An 18501-nucleotide genomic window follows, 5' to 3' on the forward strand; every position below is an offset into this window, starting at 1 on the left:
TTCACAAAATAATATTTGCTTGCGCAACAATAACTATGACATTTTTATCAAAAAGAATCAACAACCTATCTGAGTCGCAAACCATTAAAATGGCGAAGTTAGGAAGAGAACTATCTGCAAAAGGGATAGACGTTATCAATTTGAGCTTTGGAGAGCCAGACTTTTTCACACCAGATGATGTAAAGGAAGCTGCAAAGAAGGCAATTGACGAGAATTACTCTTACTACACCCCTGTTTCGGGTTACCCGGACCTGCGTAAAGCAGTTGCTGACAAGCTTTTGAGAGAAAATGGACTGAGCTATGGTTTTGACCAGATCGTAGTTTCAACAGGCGCAAAGCAATCCCTGGCCAATGCTGTCATGTGCCTGGTTGATCCTGGAGAAGAAGTGATCGTACCAACACCATACTGGGTATCTTATTCAGAAATGATTAAACTTGCTGAAGGTGAGACGGTTTTTATCAATGCTACTGTCGAAAACAACTTTAAAATTACCGGAGCACAATTAGAAGCCGCGATAACGCCTAAAACCAAATTGTTCATGTTCTCTTCTCCTTGTAACCCAACTGGTTCAGTATATAGTAAGGACGAACTTGCAGACCTTGTTGCTGTTTTCGAAAAACATCCGAACATCTATATCATTTCTGATGAGATTTATGAGCATATCAATTTTGTGGGGAAACATGCCTCCATTGCCGAATTTGATACTGTTAAAGATCGCGTAATTGTAATCAATGGATTTTCTAAATCTTATGCCATGACCGGATGGCGCGTAGGCTATATGGCGGCCAATAAAGAAATTGCCAATGCTTGCGATAAATTACAAGGTCAGATTACCTCTGGTACTTCTTCTATTTCGCAAAGGGCTGCTTTAGGCGCTTATTTGGGTGGTCTGGAATCTGTGAACGCTATGGTTGATGAATTCAGAAAACGTAGAGACATTGTTTATGCTTTACTGAAAGAGATTCCGGGTGTGAATGTAAATCTACCAGATGGTGCCTTTTATTTCTTCCCTGAAATCAAAGCTTATTTCGGCAAAAAAGATGGCGATACGACGATCAATACTGCAGAAGACCTGAGCTTATACCTCTTAAACGAAGCTCATGTATCAACAGTAACTGGTGAAGCCTTCGGTAACGAAGACTGTATACGTATTTCTTATGCTGCGTCTGAGGAACAACTAAGAAAAGCTGTAAGCAGAATTAAAGAAGCTTTGGCTAAATTAAAATAAACTAAAAGGAACATAAAAAGGAGCGCTTTTATCATTTAACTTGATAAAGGCGCTCCTTTTTATATATCTAACATTTTATAGCGAGTTTATACCGATCCTTAATTCTAAAAATAGGGTATGCAAGGAGAAAGCCTCAGATGATTTGCTGCCCCATTCTGGAAGCCTAATGTTCAGCTGTCGAGTTATTACGAGCGAATCGCTTCGACAGGATCCAGTCTCGATGCTGAATATGCCGGCCAGAAACCGGATATCGTTCCAATGGCAAATGAAACCCCAACGCCAAGTATGATGTTATTCAAGAAAAGCACCATTGTAAAACCCATTGCCCCTACAATCAGGGTGATGAGGTAGACGAGTAATATCCCAAAACCGCCCCCAAGTAAACAAAGTGCCACAGCCTCAAATAAGAACTGAAGCAAAATGAAATAATTTTTGGCGCCTAACGATTTTTGGATTCCAATGATATTCGTTCGTTCCTTTACCGAAACAAACATAATATTAGCTATTCCAAAGCCCCCAACTAGAATAGAAAAACCACCAATAACCCAACCGGCAATGTTTACTACACCAAACATAACATCCAGCTGATTGGAAGCGATCGTACTTTTATTTAAAGCAAAATCATCCTCCACTCCTGGCCTGAGTTTTCTGATGGAGCGCATGGCTCCCCTGATTTCACTTTCGATCTCGTCCAATGCCACGTTTTCACGTCCCCTTACGGTAATAGTTGGATCGTACATTTCGTTTTCAATGTCGAATAAACTTTTAGCGAAATTCAGCGGAATAAGTATGTTTTTATCCTGTGACATGCCCAGCATATCCTCTCCTTCTTTCTTAAACACACCCACTACTGTTAAACGACGCCCCATCACAATGATCTTTTTACCGATCGCTGATTCACCATTAAAGAGACCGTCTGCAATTTCCGCCCCCAGTATAATGACAGGGGCGCCAGATTTACCTTCATTTTCAGTAAAGTAGCGTCCTTCCTGGAAATCGATCATCCAGGTTTTGTTAAAATCCTGCGATGCAGCTTTTAAACCAGCACCTTCTACAGAGTTACTCCGATATTTCACTGTTCTTTCACTGGCAAAGATTTCATAAGAGATTCCCTCAACGTATTCCAGACGCTCTTTTAGTGCATTATAATCCCTCAGACTTGGCTGCGGACGGTTCATATACTTCCACCAGGGATAATCACCGAAGCCCCCCCAAGGCCATTTTTGTACAAAAATAGTTTTAGAGCCTAGCTTATCTATACTTTCCTGCAGCTTGCTTCTAAAAGTATCTGTGGCTGTGAATACAAAAATAATGGCAAAAATTCCGATAGTAATTCCCAGCAGGGAAAGCAACGTTCGCAGTTTATTTTGGCGCAGTGCATCTGATGCAAACCGAAAACTTTCGCCTATTAGTCTGAAAATAATCATAATTGAACTTTAGATCAAAAATAGCTAAAAACGTTACAGTTGGAATTCATATAAATGAAATTAAAGTCTTTATCTTCCTAAAAAAGAAATATATACTATATAAAGATTATATTTTGTAAATTTGCGCCCTTAATTATCACATCAAAACATATGAAGTTATCTCAATTTAAGTTTAATTTACCGGAATCGCTGGTTGCCAATACTCCTTCAGATCAAAGAGACGAAGCCCGTTTAATGGTTTTACATAAGGATAGCGGTAAAATTGAACATAAAATATTTAAAGATGTTTTAGATTATTTCGATGACAAGGATGTTATGATCTTAAACAACACTAAAGTTTTCCCTGCCCGTTTATATGGAAATAAAGAGAAGACTGGTGCAACGATTGAAGTATTTCTATTAAGAGAGCTGAATAAAGAATTACGTTTATGGGATGTTCTTGTAGATCCAGCCCGTAAAATCCGCGTTGGAAACAAATTATATTTCGGCGATGACGATTTATTGGTTGCTGAAGTTGTAGACAATACGACATCACGCGGACGTACCATCCGTTTCCTTTTCGACGGAACAGACGAAGAATTTAGAAAGAATATAGAAATATTAGGGGAAACACCTCTTCCTAAATACATCAAACGTAAAGCTACTGCTCAGGATAAAGAGCGTTACCAGACTATTTTTGCCAAACATGAAGGCGCAGTAGCTGCTCCTACAGCTGGTTTGCACTTTAGCCGGGAGTTGATGAAAAGACTGGAACTGAAAGGCATAGATTTCGCAGAAGTGACATTACACGTTGGATTGGGTACTTTCAGATCTGTAGAAGTAGAAGATTTAACCAAACACAAAATGGATTCAGAACAATTCATCATTGAACAAAAAGATGCTGACATTGTAAATAAAGCCTTAGAAAACAAAAGGAAAATCTGTGCAGTTGGTACCACTTCCATGCGTGCGATTGAATCTGCGGTTTCCTCGGCTAAAACACTGAAGGCAGCAAACGATTGGACCAGTAAGTTTATCTTCCCTCCATATGAGTTTAGCATAGCCAACTCAATGATTACCAATTTTCATACTCCAGAATCTACTTTATTGATGATGGTAAGCGCTTTTGGTGGTTATGAATATGTAAGACATGCTTATGATGTGGCTTTAAAAGAAAAATATCGTTTCTATAGCTATGGTGATGCCATGCTGATCATCTAATCACATCTTTTAATTATTTGATAGGAGATTTTGGCCAACGTGCGCCGAAATCTCCTATTTTTGTTTTATGAAATATTACGCCTTGATAGTTGCAGGGGGCTCAGGCAACCGGATGCAAAGTGAAGTCGCCAAACAGTTTTTGCGACTGAGTGGTAAACCCGTACTCATGCATACATTGGAGGCATTCTACGCTTGCCCGCTAAATCCAGAGTTATTAGTCGTATTGAATATCCACCAACATGGTTACTGGGAAGAATTATGTGGCCTCCACCATTTTCACATTCCACACCAGCTGATTAAAGGAGGAACAGAACGTTTTCATTCAGTAAAAAATGGCTTAAAGGCCATCAAAGGAAAAGGGATCGTAGCCATTCATGACGCAGTAAGGCCACTTGTTTCGCCGGAACTAATCATGAGGTCATTTCATGTTGCTGAAGAAAAAGGAAATTGTATCCCGGGCGTAAAGCCAACCGATTCCATCAGGAGCATTTTGGCGGACGGTAAAACCGTGGCATTAAATAGAAATGAGCTTGCGTTAATACAAACGCCCCAAACTTTCCATATAGATCAATTGAGAAAAGCCTATCAGGAGCCCTTTAGGAACGATTTTACAGATGATGCCTCGGTAGTACAGTATGCAGGAATGGACATTCATATGATTGAGGGGGACCGAGATAACTTGAAATTAACGTATCCTGAAGACATGGATATTGCTGCTTTATTGATAAAAAAAAGAGGTCTATTTAACAAGCCTGAGCCTGCAAATAGACCTTTATAAGTGTTAAGCTGCCCTATTAATTACTTTAAGAATGATCGCAATCACTGCAATAACCAACAAAATATGAATTAGTCCACCTACATTTGGACCGAATCCATTGAAAAAGAAACCAATGATCCACAAGATCACGAGCACTACAGCTACTAAATACAGTAAATTTCCCATAACGTTTATTTTTTAGATTTTTGATAAGTAATGATGTGAGATTGTGTTAAACAATCTATGACATTTCATAAACAATCATCGTTCCAAAAACTAAAAAGGCTTCGTTTTCACGAAGCCTTTTGCTATACCTTGAGTTTAATACTCGTCTTCATTAAAAAAGAAGTCATCCTTTGTAGGATAATCTGGCCAGATTTCTTCGATGGTTTCATACGGCTCACCATCATCTTCCAAAGCTTGTAGATTTTCAATTACTTCTACAGGTGCGCCTGATCTAATGCCGTAATCAATCAGTTCATCTTTTGTTGCAGGCCATGGAGCGTCTTCCAGGTGCGATGCGAGTTCTAGTGTCCAATACATATTTCTTATACAATTAAGTTACTCTAATTTATTCCGCAAAAGTATATTAAAAAACCTGAGCAAAACAAACTTTTTTTCCACTTTTTTCAAAGCCTCGGAATCCATATGTTTTCCGGTGTTTTAGCATCTGAATTCAGTTTTCGTGCCAAAACAAATAAATAATCACTTAATCTATTCAAATAAATAGTCATTTTTTCGTCAACAAAGCTTTCTGAAGCCAAATGAACAGTCAAACGCTCGGCTCTGCGACAGATACACCTGGCGATATGACAATAGGAAACTACGGTGTTTCCACCTGGAAGCACGAAATGTTTCAATTCAGGCAAGACCAGATTCATGCCATCCATCTCAGCTTCAAGTAGCGCTATGTCAGTATCGTGCAAATCCGGAATCTTCATCCGGGATTTTTCCGGATCTGCGGCAAGCGATGCTCCGATGGTAAATAACCTGTCCTGAATCTCTTTAAGCAATCGCTGGTGATGCGCATCTATGTCCTGACACATGATCAGACCGACATAAGAGTTGAGCTCGTCTACAGTCCCGTAACACTCTATACGGAGATGAAACTTTGGTACGCGTGTACCGCCGATCAAAGAGGTTAATCCTTTATCTCCTGTTTTAGTATATATCTTCATGTTTATACAATCTTTTCAAAATCGTCACCTTTATCTTTCAATCCTTTTAATCGCGGAGAAACCATTTTGATATCAGTATTTTGATAGTCCTTTTCAATCAAGCCGTCACGCATCCGGACAATGCGATGAGCATGTTGGGCAATGTCTTCCTCATGCGTGACCAGGATAATGGTATTTCCCCGGCTATGGATTTCTTCAAGCAAGCCCATAATTTCAATAGAGGTTTTGGTATCCAGATTTCCTGTGGGCTCATCGGCCAAAATAATTGAAGGATTGTTGATCAATGCACGTGCAACGGCAACACGTTGACGCTGTCCACCTGAAAGTTCATTGGGCTTATGCCCTACGCGATTTCCAAGCCCCACATTCTCCAAGGCCTTTTGGGCACGGGCATCTCTTTCTTTTTTAGTAGCTCCTGCATAAATTAAAGGCAGGGCTACATTATCTAGGGAGGTAGAACGCGGCAACAAATTAAAGGTCTGAAACACAAAACCAATCTCAGTATTTCTCACTTCCGCAAGCTCATTTTCAGACATGTGACTTACATCAGTGCCATTCAAAATATAATTGCCTTTACTTGGGGTATCCAGACAACCCAATATATTCATTAAGGTAGATTTTCCGGAACCAGAGGGGCCCATCAAAGCGACAAATTCACCTTTATGAATGTCAAGTGTAACTGATTTGAGCGCATGGATCACTTCCGAGCCTATGACATATTTTCTGCCTATATCTTTAATGTTAATTAGCGCTTTCTCCATTAGTTTTTTTTAGTTTAGATGAACTTTCGCTTACTTATGTTACAGGACAGCACTATTTTTCTATGATTTTTGGAACCTCAAAAAATGCTTCATTGTGTTTTGCCGCATTTTTTAGCCCCTCCTCAGTGCTAATTTCCTGCTTTACCACATCGTCCCGCCATACATTTTCATCAATATTCATATAAATCAATGGTTCAACACCTGTAGTATCCAGCTCATTTAACTTTTCCATAAAGGTTAAAATTTTATTCATATCACCTATCAGTGCTGGCGCATCTTCGTCAGGAACGGCAATTCTGGCTAAATTGGCAACTTTATCTATGGTTTGCTTATCTATAATCATGGCTTAATCAAAGTTTACTATTTATTAGATCAAAAATACGGTCTTTTAATCGATCTGTATCATCAATTGTCAGATCTGTTGTTAAAACTGGTTCATGTACATAAATATGGCATAGCCCCGGACTAGTTCCATAAGCAGCTCCATCATCCCACATTCGTTTCCAAACATCCTGTATGCTGACTGGTATAATGGGAATCTGTTTTTCTATAGCCAGTCTGAACGGCCCATTTTTAAAGTCCTGCAATTTTGGCGGATATTCATCGCTGATCTTACCCTCAGGAAAAATAATCAGTCCCATTCCATTTTCAAGATTTTCACTTGCTCTTTTGAAGGCCCTAAAAGAGGACATCTTGCTATCGCGGTTTACAGGAATATCAATCGTTTTAAAAAAAAGTTTAAGTACCGGATTTTTCAGCAGTTCATCCTTTCCCATAAAATGAAAACGCCCTTTGGCCAGGCAGCAAAAAACGATGATATCTAGCGTAGATGCATGGTTGGCACAATAAATATAAGTCTGATGATCATCCAGTGGCGCTGCGAACTTAAATTTAAAAAACACGCCAATCAGGCTTGTCCACAACAATCCGTTTATTTTGCGAAGCCTGTTTAATACACCATAACGAGCTGGTTTCCTGGAAGCCCAGTAAAAAAGAGGGTAAAATAGCGCTGAGAGCAGCAAAATTAAGCCTACTGAATAAATGCGGTGTGCGCGCTTAAAAAAAGTAATCATCAAATCCAAAACTACAAAAATTAGGCAATCTGCAAATTAAAAATGCATCTTAATGTAATTTATAAAGGTTATGCCTGTATTTAAGATAAAAATGAAATATTAAGCAGGGTCAATTCCGGTTTTTTAGTAATTTCGGCCTCGGCAATTTAAATTGGTCTTTAGATCGCCCCTCAAATAACAAGAATACAAAAAATAAAAATAGCTTATCCCGATGAAAACATCATGGGTTTATACGCACAAAGCGCTTTGATACAAACTTATAATAGCTTCATACAGATAAAAAACAAATTTATAATACAATGAAAGAAACAGTAGTTAGCGGGATCCGTCCAACAGGTAAATTACACCTTGGAAACTATTTCGGCGCAGTGGCCAATTTTGTAAAAATGCAACATGATTACAACTGCTATTTTTTCATTGCCGATTTACACTCATTGACCACCCATCCAACACCATCTGATTTGCATGGCTATGTAAAACATATTCTGGTAGAGTACCTTGCTTGTGGAATTAATCCAGAAGAGACGACCATTTATGTGCAATCTGATGTCCCTGAAGTTGCTGAGCTCTATTTATATCTGAACATGAATGCCTATCTGGGAGAATTGGAACGAAGCGCCTCTTTTAAAGACAAAATACGTTCCCATCCAGATAATGTAAACGCAGGGTTGCTGACCTATCCAACATTAATGGCTGCCGATATTTTGATCCATAGGGCAACAAAGGTGCCAGTTGGTAAAGATCAGGAACAACATCTTGAGATGACACGTACGTTCAGTAATCGGTTTAACAGGCTTTACAACAACGACTTCTTCCCGGAAGCACAGGCGTACAATTTTAGCCAAAACCTGGTTAAGATACCTGGTCTGGACGGTAGTGGTAAAATGAGTAAATCAAGTGGCGATGGCAATTGCATTTATTTATCGGACAGTCCGGAAGTTATTCGTAAAAAAATATCCAGGGCAGTAACCGATGGAGGCCCGGCTGAAGAAAACCAGGCAAAACCAGAAGCCATCCAGAACCTGTTTGATTTAATGAAAATCGTGTCTACTCCGGATACACTTACACATTTTGATGAATTGTACAGCAAAATGAGCATCCGTTACGGTGATTTCAAAAAACAACTTGCTGAAGATATGATTGTGTTTAATACCCCAATCCGCGAAAAGATCGAAGACCTTTCGAAAGACACCGTCTATTTACGTCAGGTAGCTAAACATGGTGCCCTGAAAGCCAGGGAGAGTGCACATAAGACCATTAAGGCCGTTAGAGAAATAATCGGGTTTAAATCATTTTAACATTTAGGGTAAATTAACTACCTTTCTGATCTAGAAAAAACATATGCATATAGCAATCGTTGGTAACATTGGCGCCGGAAAAACTACACTTACAGGCTTGTTGGCTAAACACTATGGTTGGGAATCCTTATATGAGGCGGTAGATAACAACCCTTATCTGGAAGATTTTTACAGCGATATGAAACGCTGGAGCTTTAACTTGCAGATCTATTTTCTAAACAGCCGTTTTCAGCAAATTGTCGACATCCAGAATTTTAACAGAAATGTAATTCAGGATAGAACCATCTATGAAGACGCCCATATTTTTGCGGATAATCTGCATGAGATGGGATTGATGACAACAAGAGATCATCAAAACTATAAAGCCATTTTCGAAAACATTACTTCGTTCATCAAACCACCCGATCTATTGGTTTATCTGCGTGCCTCAGTGCCTACGCTTGTCAATAACATACAACGTCGTGGCCGTGAATATGAAGCCAGCATCCGTATTGACTATTTGTCTAAACTCAACGAAAAATACGAAACATGGATTAAAGATTACGGCCTTGGAAAGTTATTGATTCTGGATAAAGATAAATTGGATTTCACAAACAATCCTGAGGATTTAGGCAGTATCATTCAATCCATAGACGCTGAAATAAACGGCCTTTTTTAATGAAAGTTCTTTGTGTGATCCCGGCACGGTATGCCTCAACACGTTTTCCCGGGAAACCGTTGTTGATCATTGAAGGCAAAACCATGATTCAAAGGGTTTACGAACAGGCTTTGAAGGCTTCAGGCCTGGACAAAGTGGTGGTAGCCACAGACGATGAACGCATAGCCCGCAGCGTTGAAGCTTTTGGAGGGAGTGTAGTAATGACCAGATCTACGCACCAAAGTGGCACAGATCGTTGTGCAGAAGTGTCGGAGTACTTCCCTGATTTCGATACCATTATCAATATCCAGGGTGACGAACCTTTTGTTGACCCGGAACAAATAGAACTTTTGATCTCATGTTTTGAAAACCCAAAGGTGAAACTGGCTACTTTAATCAAAAAAATTAAAACTCAAGAAGAATTATTCAATTTCAATACACCGAAAGTCATAATCAATAACAATGCGCAGGCCATTTACTTCAGCAGGCAAACCATACCTTATTTAAGGAGCTTGCCATCAGAAGACTGGTTAACTGCCCATCAATATTATAAACATATTGGAATTTATGGCTACTCACGTGACACGCTACTAAATATCACCAAACTCCCCCCCTCTAACCTGGAACTTGCTGAAAGTCTGGAACAGCTGCGCTGGGTGGAATACGGTTATGCAATCCAAACCCGCGTTACCGAAATAGAGACCATCGCCATTGATACACCCGAAGATTTGAAAAAAATCATTAGGTAATCCTTTTAATATTTCCTTATATTGGGTATTATTAATATGAAGCATTATCTCCTTCCCATCCTAATCGTCATCGGAATTGCTACAGCGTGTAGTCATTCGAATAAATCAATAGAGAAAACTGATCCCCAGATCGTTTTAAAACCATTTAGCGATAGCTTAAAAGCAGATACATTTAAATTGGTTTTAAATGGGGAAAAACTGCAGGAAATGAGCATGGTTTTTAGTATAACTGCACATAACGGTCAACAGATTTATAACAAAATTTTTAAAGCGACTGATCTGATCAACAATTACAAAGCTTCTGTTGATTTGGAAAAGGAACGAACTCAGGTGTCATTCATAAAAGATGAATTTAAACTTTTTTTTGACGAGGAGAACTTTTTAGAACCCGCGGTGACAGAAAATGAAAGTCCGGATCAATACACGCCTGACACCTTATTTTACAACGAATTGAAAAAATCCGGGTTAAACGGTTTCAAATATCGCTCAGGTAAGGAAACCAGTGTTTACATTGCCTGGTCTGAGCAAGAGAAGAAAGTAAAACCTTATTATAAGTGCTGCAACTGATTTTTTTATTCGGATATAATCTTCGAAATAACAGTCCAGAAGGCCATTATTAAGTTGAAATGCCCATACTATATTTAGCTGTTCAAAAAAAAAGTGAAATAATATTATGATTGTTATAAATTTTGTATTATGTTTATATAATCAAACAGTAAGCAACAAAGAATATTATCATCAACCCAGCATATTCTAACCAAATATAAATTAGCAAAAGCGCCCGAATTTTTCGGGCCTTTTTTATGAAATGCACTTTTTTACCAACTAAATACTTATTAGCTTTAAACATCTCCTTGCTTGTGAACCGGTAAACTATGCTGAAGACTTTTTCCATCTTTATATTTTGCTACTTTCATTTGTTTGCTGTCTCGGCCCAAAAGTCTCATATTAAAGGTGTGGTTAAAGATAGTCTGGACAAAAACGGTTTAGCGCATAGTGCAGTTTCTATCATCAGGGCTTCAGATTCTATCCTGGTTAAATCTACAAGAACCGACTCTATAGGGTATTTTGAATTTAACGGCATTCCAAAAGGTGATTATAAAATATTAGCTACTTATCCAAAAATGGCCGATTACCTGAGGAACCTCAGGTTAACTGACACCAGTAACATAAATCTGGGTATAATCAGAATGGAGCTTAAATCTAAACTCTTAAACGAAGTTGTGATCCAGGCCACAAAAAATGCGATACGTATGAAAGGAGATACTTTGGTTTTCCAGGCAGATAGTTTTGCGGTACGTAGCAATGCCAACCTGCAGGAGTTGCTGAAACGTTTACCCGGTATTGAAGTGGATAAAAATGGCAGGATCAAAGCCCAGGGTAAGGAAGTTAAAACAGTTTTAGTAGATGGCGACGAGTTTTTCGGCGATGATCCGCTACTGGCAACAAAATACCTTAAAGCAAATGCAGTTGACGAAGTTCAGGTGTACGATAAAAAAAGTAAAAATGCGGAGCTTACAGGTATAGAAGATGGTATTAAAAATAAAACTATTAACATCAAACTGAAAGAAAATGCTAAAAATGGATATTTGTCTACTATAGATCTGAATTCCAATGGATCCGACCTTGGAGATTATGGCGGTATGTTTGGTGTTTTTAAAAGCAAATTGAAAACCGCGATTTACGGCACCTACTCGACTTTAAATAGCGAATCTAAAATCAACAATTCGATGCGCAAATTGAAAGGAGAAGATTACGATCTCATAGAAGTTGGTGACGACGGGGCTTCAGTTATGTATGTTTCTGGAGGGGACGACGACGATGACGCTCCTTTTTCCAGTTCTGGTTTGCCGAGAAATGCGAGTCTGGGCGCTCACTTTTCCGATAAGTTTGACGACAATAAAATGGGGCTTAAAGTAAACTTAAAAGGTTTTAATAATAGAAATGTAAATCATACCACTGCTGACGCCCAGGAACTACTGCCTAGTGGCAAACAGTTTTTAAGTTCAGGAAGTACAGACAGTAAATCTGATGTAAGCAGGGAATCAATTAAAGGTTCTTATACCTATAACATTGATCCCATGTCTACACTCAGGGTTTCATTTGGCGCAAGCCAGGGAAAAACAAACGACATTTCTGGCAGTACCAACAAAACCCGTAGTGACAATGGCCTTCAAATCAGTGACAATAAACAACGAAATCAAGGCAAAGGTAGTACCGAGACTTTCAATGGAAACATCAACTGGTCTAAAAAATTCACAAAAAAAGGCCGTACGCTTTCCATCGATTTACAACCGGAAAACCAACACGTTCAAAACACAGAAAACAGCGTTAACATTACCAATTATTACGACATCAATGGTGTATTCGAACGCCGGGATTCTATTGATCTTAAAAAGGAAAATACAGGAACCCAGCAGTCACTCGGCACACGCATCAATTATACAGACCGTTTATCTGACCAATGGAGAATTGAAATGGGGTATAGCTTTAAAACCATCTCTTCCAGCAGCAACCGTATCGTTTTAGACAATTTAAGCCATCCGAAGCAGAAAATTGATTCATTGAGTAATGATTTTAGGTTTATTAATTTTTCAAATATTGGCAAACTGATTGTGCAATATAATTACGATAATTTCTCGATATCGACCGGATTGGAAGCTACCCAGACAGCTTTTGAATTGAATGATCTAGATAAAACGACCGATTTCAGGAGGGACTATCTTAACCTATCGCCAAGAACCAATTTGCAATACAAAATCAGTCCTTCTACCAGTTTATATTTTACGTATAATGGCTATATGCAACAGCCAAACATAGAGCAATTACAGCCGGTGAGGCAAATCAATACTCCACTGTATCAAGTCATTGGAAATTCAGCACTCAGGCCTTCATTTACCAATAGTTTCAACATTTCCTACAACAGTTTCAGATTTGCATCAGATCAATACGTATCACTGGATTTCAACTATGGTTTCACAAACAATGCGATCGTTGGAACAGAGCTTGTAGATGAATTCAACAAACGTATCTCCAGTTTTATCAATGCCAGTGGCAACAATTCCATTAGTGGGAATTTCAGCTACTCTAAAGGTTTTTCAAAATGGAATATACGTTTTGGCTTTGACATGGGGTTCAACAAAACCAATAGTGTAGCAATCATCAACTTCACTGAAAACAAATCATCAAGTACCCAATACAATTTCAGGGGTTCTTTTAATTATTACACCTCGAATCTGGAATTTAGCTATGTGCCGTCGGCTAATTTGATGACAGGAAAGTCGTCTATTGGAGAATTGAATGATGGGAAAAGCATCAGCCACAACCATGAAATTGGAGGGACCATCCAACTGCCTTATCACATGGAGTTTAACACCACGTTTTCATTGAGTTTTCAACCCGCAAATTCATCTTTTGGGCAGGATGTAAACACAGCTATCTGGAACAGTTACTTATCCACAAAGCTGCTAAAAAGCCAGTCATTAGAGATCAGACTTTCAGTTAATGATATTTTAAATCAAAGAATTGGGTATAATCGTTTTGTTGGGGGAAATATTAAAAGTGAAAATACATTCAGCTCTATTCCAAGGTACGTACTCTTGGGTATAAACTGGAATTTAAGTGGTAATTTTATGAATAAAAACAACAGTAAATAAATGATTAGATGCTGCACCATTTTCTTTTTGCTATTGGTTTTTGATGAACTTCAGGCGCAACAGACTTTTGTATCTAATGGAAAAATCACATTTGAAAAAAAAATAAATATCCAGCGGAGTATGGCCGAATTGGATATCCCGGATGATGCAAAAGCAAAGATAGAAAAATACAACATCAGTAACTGGGAATTACTTTTCAACGCAACAACGGCCTTATACAGGAGTAAAAAAACAGGTGAAGATCAATCAAAAGGCCAGTTTTACACTGATTTTGAACATAGGAAACGTGTGATCAAAAGAAACGTTTTCGATGAAACCTATCTCCTCTCGGATACAATTGTACATACAGACTGGAAAATTACGCACGACATCCGGACGATTGCCGGTTATGATTGCCGTAAAGCCATAACCCGAATAAATGACACCGTCTATGTCATCGCTTTCTATACCGATGAGATTTTATTACGTGGCGGTCCAGAAGGTTTTAATGGCTTACCGGGTATGATTTTGGGCCTGGCCATTCCCCGCTATAACACTACCTGGTTTGCAACCGGAGTTGAAGGATTTCTCAATTTAAACACAGAGATTATCGCGCCAAGCAAAGGAATAAAATTGCAAACGGAGAAAGAAAAGGCAAAGTTGATCGGAGTCGTGACTCGTTTTTTTCCAGATAAAAAAGGAAAAGAAGCAGAAGCCAAACGCTATTTGTATGGCCTAACGCTGTAACATTTTAGCATTGAAAGGCTTACAGCATGATTACCAAAATCATTAATATTTATAAAAAAGATCCAACCCCTTCCATTTTATTTGCTAACTTTGTATCCCGTACAAAAACAATAAGACAGTAGTATAAATACTGCTTTATTATCAGAAAATCACAAACATGACTAAGTATATTTTTGTTACGGGCGGTGTTACTTCCTCATTAGGTAAGGGCATCATCTCCGCTTCATTAGCCAAATTATTACAAGCAAGAGGCTACAGTGTTACCATCCAAAAATTTGACCCGTATATCAATATTGATCCGGGAACTTTAAATCCCTATGAACATGGTGAATGCTATGTTACTGAAGATGGCGCAGAAACAGATCTGGATCTTGGTCACTATGAGCGTTTCTTAAACGTCCCTACCTCCCAGGCTAACAACGTAACTACAGGCCGCATCTATCAAAATGTAATCAATAAGGAAAGACAAGGCGAATACCTTGGTAAAACTGTACAGGTAGTTCCGCACATTACAGATGAGATCAAAAGAAACATGCGTTTACTGGGTGAGACCGGTAAGTACGACATTGTAATCACAGAACTTGGCGGAACTGTCGGCGACATCGAATCTTTACCTTTTATTGAAGCTGTACGTCAGTTTAAATGGGAAGAAGGTGCACACAATGCAATTGTCATCCACTTAACTTTAATTCCATACCTTGCTGCTGCCGGTGAGTTGAAAACCAAACCTACTCAGCACTCTGTTAAAGCTTTATTGGAGTATGGCATTCAGCCGGATATTTTGGTTTGCCGTTCAGAACGTTCCATATCATTAGATATCCGTAAAAAAATAGCCTTGTTCTGCAATGTCAATGTCAATGCGGTTATTGAATCTTTAGATGCCTCTACCATATATGATGTTCCTTTGCTGATGATGAAAGAACAATTGGACAAAACAGTATTGAGCAAATTAAAATTGCCTCAACGCAACGAGCCTGATATGGAAAAATGGAAAGAATTCCTGGGCCGTTTAAAAAATCCGACATCCGAAGTAAAAATTGGTTTAGTTGGAAAATATGTTGAACTACCGGATGCCTATAAATCAATCATTGAATCTTTTGTGCATGCAGGTTCAAGAAACGAATGTAAAGTGAAAGTAGAGTACATCCATTCAGAAGGAATTTATCCTGATAATGCCAAAGAGAAACTGAGCCATTTAGACGGCGTTCTGGTTGCTCCTGGCTTTGGAAGCCGTGGTATTGAAGGTAAAATTGACACCATTAAGTATGTCAGAGAAAACAATGTTCCATTCTTTGGGATTTGTTTGGGTATGCAATGTGCGGTTATTGAATTTGGAAGAAATGTACTTGGCTTAAAAGATGCCAACACAACCGAAATTAATGAAGAAGCTGAGTATCCAGTAATTAATATGATGGAAGATCAAAAAAACGTAACTGCTAAAGGTGGTACGATGCGTTTGGGGTCTTATCCATGTGATTTGAAAAAAGGAACTAAGGCATTTGCAGCATATGGTAAAGCACATATCTCCGAACGTCACAGACATCGTTACGAATTTAACAATGCCTACTTAGCCCAGTATGAAGAAGCTGGAATGGTTGCTTCAGGCATGAATCCAGATAGCCATCTGGTAGAGATTGTAGAACTAAAAAATCATCCGTTTTTTGTTGGTGGACAATTTCACCCGGAATTAAAATCAACAGTTGCTAATCCTCACCCACTTTTTGTTAAATTTGTCGCCGCTGCGATGGAGTTTGCGAAGAAAAAAACAAAATAATACGAGTTTAATTAACAGTAATGGATAGAAATACGTTTACAGGCTTGTTCCTGATCATGGTCGTAATAGGCGCCTGGGTATTTTTCATGAAGCCAAATGAGGCAGAATTGAAGAAAGAGCGGGAAGTTCAAAGAATTGACTCTTTAAAAAGAGCGGGTGTAGCAGCTCCCCTGGACACGACTAAAACTACTGCCCTGGCTTCGGCAGTGGTTGCAGATTCTGCAGCACTTAAAGGCCCATTTGGCGCCAACATCACTGGAACAGTGGAAACTACGGTTCTGGAAAATGAAAAATTAAAATTAACATTAACCAATAAAGGTGGTAAAATCCTTTCGGTTCAGGTTAAAGGTGAGCAAACCTATAAAGGTGAGCCTATTGTCTTGTTTGATGGCGACCAAAACAAATTTGGATTGGATTTAAACATCGGCGGCAAAATGGTAAGTACCAATGATCTTTATTTTACAGCGACTAAAAGCGCTGGTAGCATCCGGATGCGTGCAAGCTACTCGGCAAATCAATTCATCGAATATGTATATGATTTAAAACCGAACACAAGTCAGGTAGGCTTTGGCATCAATTTAAACGGCTTAAACCAAGTGGTTCAGGGTAGGAATATCAATTTAATCTGGGAAACTACCTTATTGGAGCAGGAAAAATCAGCTAAAAAAGAACAGGAGCATGCTGCTCCTTATTACAAATATGCGGGTAAAAATCCAGATCACTTAAGTGTTGCGAAAGATGGAAAAGAAGATCTTAAAGAAGGAAAAGTAGAATGGATTTCATTTAAGCAACAGTTTTTCTCCGCAGCACTGATCGCAGATCAAGGTTTTGAAAGAGGAGAACTGGAAGTTAAAGTAAGTACAACGCCAGGTCAGATTAAATGGTATGGCGCCAATATGGTATTGCCTTTTAACCAATTGGCGGCACAAAGTTATGGCATGACCTTCTATTTTGGGACCAATAAATTTTCTACGCTTCAGGCTCAAGGACATGAACTGGAGAAACAAGTAGACATGGGCTATTGGCCATTAAAATACATCAACAGATTTGTGGTATTACCTGTGTTTAAATTCCTGGAAAGCTTTGGCTGGAATTATGGTCTGATCATTCTTTTATTGACAATTATGCTGAAAGTGGCCATGTCGCCATTAACTTATAAATCTTACCTGTCAATGGCCAAAATGAGAATTTTGAAACCTGAGATGGACGAGATCAAGGCAAAAGTTGGTGAAGATAACCCTACCCTTTTGCAACAGGAATACTTAAAGCTTTACAAACAAGTTGGTGTAAATCCACTGGGTGGTTGTTTACCTATGCTACTCCAGTTACCATTTGTTATGGCTTTCTTCTTTTTCTTCCCGAATTTATTTGAGTTGAGGGGAGAATCTTTCTTATGGATGAAGGATTTGTCTACATACGATGATTTCATCAAGTTTGGATTTACCATACCTTTCATTGGAGATCACTTGAGTTTGATGTGTGTATTGATGACCATCTCTACCTTGATCTATACTTATTTTAACAACCAAATCTCCGGTGCTACAGGTCAGATGAAATATATTGGTTACATCATGCCTATCATTTTCTTAGGCGTGTTGAATAGTTATCCTTCTGGTTTGAACTATTATTATTTCCTGGCCAATATGCTAACCTTTGCACAACAATTCTTGATCAAATCGATGGTGGATGATGAAAAAATCCACAGAACGTTGCAGGAAAATAAAGCAAAACCGGCTGAGCAAAAAAAGAAATCAAGATTTAGTGCAAAGTTAGATGACTACATGCGTCAACAACAACAAGCACAAATACAACAAAAGAAAAACAAAGACTAAACATTCAGTCTGTATAGATAAATTGATTCGTCATTCAGAATGATGAAAAAAGAAAGGCAGGGAATATCATAACATGATAGCCCTGCTTTTTTATTTATATTCAATTACCAATATAACTGTGTAGGCACACAACTTTGTAAAATTTGACATACAATGCGGATATGTATTTAAAATTTGCAATTTTTAAACTTTAAGAAATTTTAC

18 protein-coding genes are annotated in these 18501 nt (G+C 38.6%); 11 read left to right on the top strand and 7 right to left on the bottom strand.

Annotation, left to right across the window (positions count from 1 at the left end):
• Nucleotides 1–35 precede the first annotated feature (35 nt).
• Entirely contained in the window at nt 36–1229 is a 1194-nt protein-coding gene (locus IM797_RS02710; protein ID WP_194125546.1) for a pyridoxal phosphate-dependent aminotransferase, read from the top strand.
• Between the two features lie 185 nt (nt 1230–1414).
• Here IM797_RS02710 and IM797_RS02715 read toward each other — a convergent pair whose 3' ends face one another.
• The gene (locus IM797_RS02715; RefSeq protein ID WP_194125547.1) at nt 1415–2656 is read right to left on the bottom strand and encodes an ABC transporter permease; all 1242 of its coding nucleotides are present in this window, start codon (nt 2654–2656) and stop codon (nt 1415–1417) included.
• Nucleotides 2657–2806: 150 nt separating this feature from the next.
• Here IM797_RS02715 and queA point away from each other — a divergent pair, with 150 nt between their 5' ends.
• Together queA and IM797_RS02725 are read left to right on the top strand one after the other, a co-directional pair.
• A complete protein-coding gene (gene queA, locus IM797_RS02720) occupies nt 2807–3856 on the top strand; it encodes a tRNA preQ1(34) S-adenosylmethionine ribosyltransferase-isomerase QueA (protein WP_194125548.1) in 1050 nt (349 codons plus the stop codon).
• Between the two features lie 67 nt (nt 3857–3923).
• The gene (locus tag IM797_RS02725; RefSeq protein ID WP_194125549.1) at nt 3924–4634 is read left to right on the top strand and encodes a 2-C-methyl-D-erythritol 4-phosphate cytidylyltransferase; all 711 of its coding nucleotides are present in this window, start codon (nt 3924–3926) and stop codon (nt 4632–4634) included.
• A 3-nt stretch (nt 4635–4637) separates the two neighbouring features.
• On the opposite strand, the gene IM797_RS02730 is transcribed toward IM797_RS02725, so the two are convergent.
• The 6 genes from IM797_RS02730 to IM797_RS02755 all read right to left on the bottom strand — a co-directional run bounded on the left by IM797_RS02730 (nt 4638) and on the right by IM797_RS02755 (nt 7625).
• A complete protein-coding gene (locus tag IM797_RS02730; protein ID WP_152542334.1) occupies nt 4638–4799 on the bottom strand; it encodes a lmo0937 family membrane protein in 162 nt (53 codons plus the stop codon).
• Between the two features lie 135 nt (nt 4800–4934).
• The gene (locus IM797_RS02735) at nt 4935–5156 is read right to left on the bottom strand and encodes a DUF2795 domain-containing protein (RefSeq protein ID WP_008240955.1); all 222 of its coding nucleotides are present in this window, start codon (nt 5154–5156) and stop codon (nt 4935–4937) included.
• Between the two features lie 86 nt (nt 5157–5242).
• Nucleotides 5243–5791 carry a cob(I)yrinic acid a,c-diamide adenosyltransferase gene (locus IM797_RS02740; protein WP_194125550.1) on the bottom strand — a complete coding sequence of 183 codons (549 nt, stop codon included), beginning with the start codon at nt 5789–5791 and terminating at the stop codon, nt 5243–5245.
• 2 nt (nt 5792–5793) lie between these two features.
• Nucleotides 5794–6552 (bottom strand): ABC transporter ATP-binding protein, encoded by a 759-nt coding sequence (locus IM797_RS02745; RefSeq protein WP_194125551.1) that lies wholly within the window; start codon nt 6550–6552, stop codon nt 5794–5796.
• 52 nt (nt 6553–6604) lie between these two features.
• The gene (gatC, locus tag IM797_RS02750; RefSeq protein WP_194125552.1) at nt 6605–6895 is read right to left on the bottom strand and encodes an Asp-tRNA(Asn)/Glu-tRNA(Gln) amidotransferase subunit GatC; all 291 of its coding nucleotides are present in this window, start codon (nt 6893–6895) and stop codon (nt 6605–6607) included.
• Nucleotides 6896–6902: 7 nt separating this feature from the next.
• Nucleotides 6903–7625, bottom strand: coding sequence for a 1-acyl-sn-glycerol-3-phosphate acyltransferase (locus IM797_RS02755; protein ID WP_194125553.1), 723 nt, complete (start codon nt 7623–7625; stop codon nt 6903–6905).
• 299 nt (nt 7626–7924) lie between these two features.
• On the opposite strand from IM797_RS02755, the gene trpS reads away from it, so the two are divergent.
• The 8 genes from trpS to yidC all read left to right on the top strand — a co-directional run bounded on the left by trpS (nt 7925) and on the right by yidC (nt 18297).
• Complete coding sequence (trpS, locus tag IM797_RS02760; RefSeq protein WP_194125554.1) at nt 7925–8923, top strand: tryptophan--tRNA ligase; 999 nt, start codon at nt 7925–7927, stop codon at nt 8921–8923.
• Nucleotides 8924–8966: 43 nt separating this feature from the next.
• A complete protein-coding gene (locus IM797_RS02765) occupies nt 8967–9581 on the top strand; it encodes a deoxynucleoside kinase (protein ID WP_194125555.1) in 615 nt (204 codons plus the stop codon).
• On the top strand, nt 9581–10309 hold the full coding sequence (kdsB, locus tag IM797_RS02770) for a 3-deoxy-manno-octulosonate cytidylyltransferase (RefSeq protein WP_194125556.1): 729 nt from the start codon (nt 9581–9583) through the stop codon (nt 10307–10309). The genes IM797_RS02765 and kdsB overlap by 1 nt, the downstream gene beginning before the upstream one ends.
• Before the next feature lie 36 nt (nt 10310–10345).
• Complete coding sequence (locus tag IM797_RS02775; RefSeq protein ID WP_228098687.1) at nt 10346–10876, top strand: hypothetical protein; 531 nt, start codon at nt 10346–10348, stop codon at nt 10874–10876.
• Between the two features lie 308 nt (nt 10877–11184).
• Nucleotides 11185–13965 (top strand): TonB-dependent receptor domain-containing protein, encoded by a 2781-nt coding sequence (locus IM797_RS02780; protein WP_194125557.1) that lies wholly within the window; start codon nt 11185–11187, stop codon nt 13963–13965.
• Nucleotides 13966–14691, top strand: a complete 726-nt coding sequence (locus IM797_RS02785) for a GLPGLI family protein (protein ID WP_194125558.1) — start codon at nt 13966–13968, stop codon at nt 14689–14691. It begins immediately after the preceding gene.
• Between the two features lie 157 nt (nt 14692–14848).
• A complete protein-coding gene (locus IM797_RS02790; protein ID WP_194125559.1) occupies nt 14849–16465 on the top strand; it encodes a CTP synthase in 1617 nt (538 codons plus the stop codon).
• 20 nt (nt 16466–16485) lie between these two features.
• A complete protein-coding gene (yidC, locus tag IM797_RS02795) occupies nt 16486–18297 on the top strand; it encodes a membrane protein insertase YidC (RefSeq protein WP_194125560.1) in 1812 nt (603 codons plus the stop codon).
• Nucleotides 18298–18501 lie beyond the last annotated feature (204 nt).

It is taken from the genome of Pedobacter sp. MC2016-24, assembly GCF_015223055.1.
Taxonomy (GTDB): domain Bacteria; phylum Bacteroidota; class Bacteroidia; order Sphingobacteriales; family Sphingobacteriaceae; genus Pedobacter.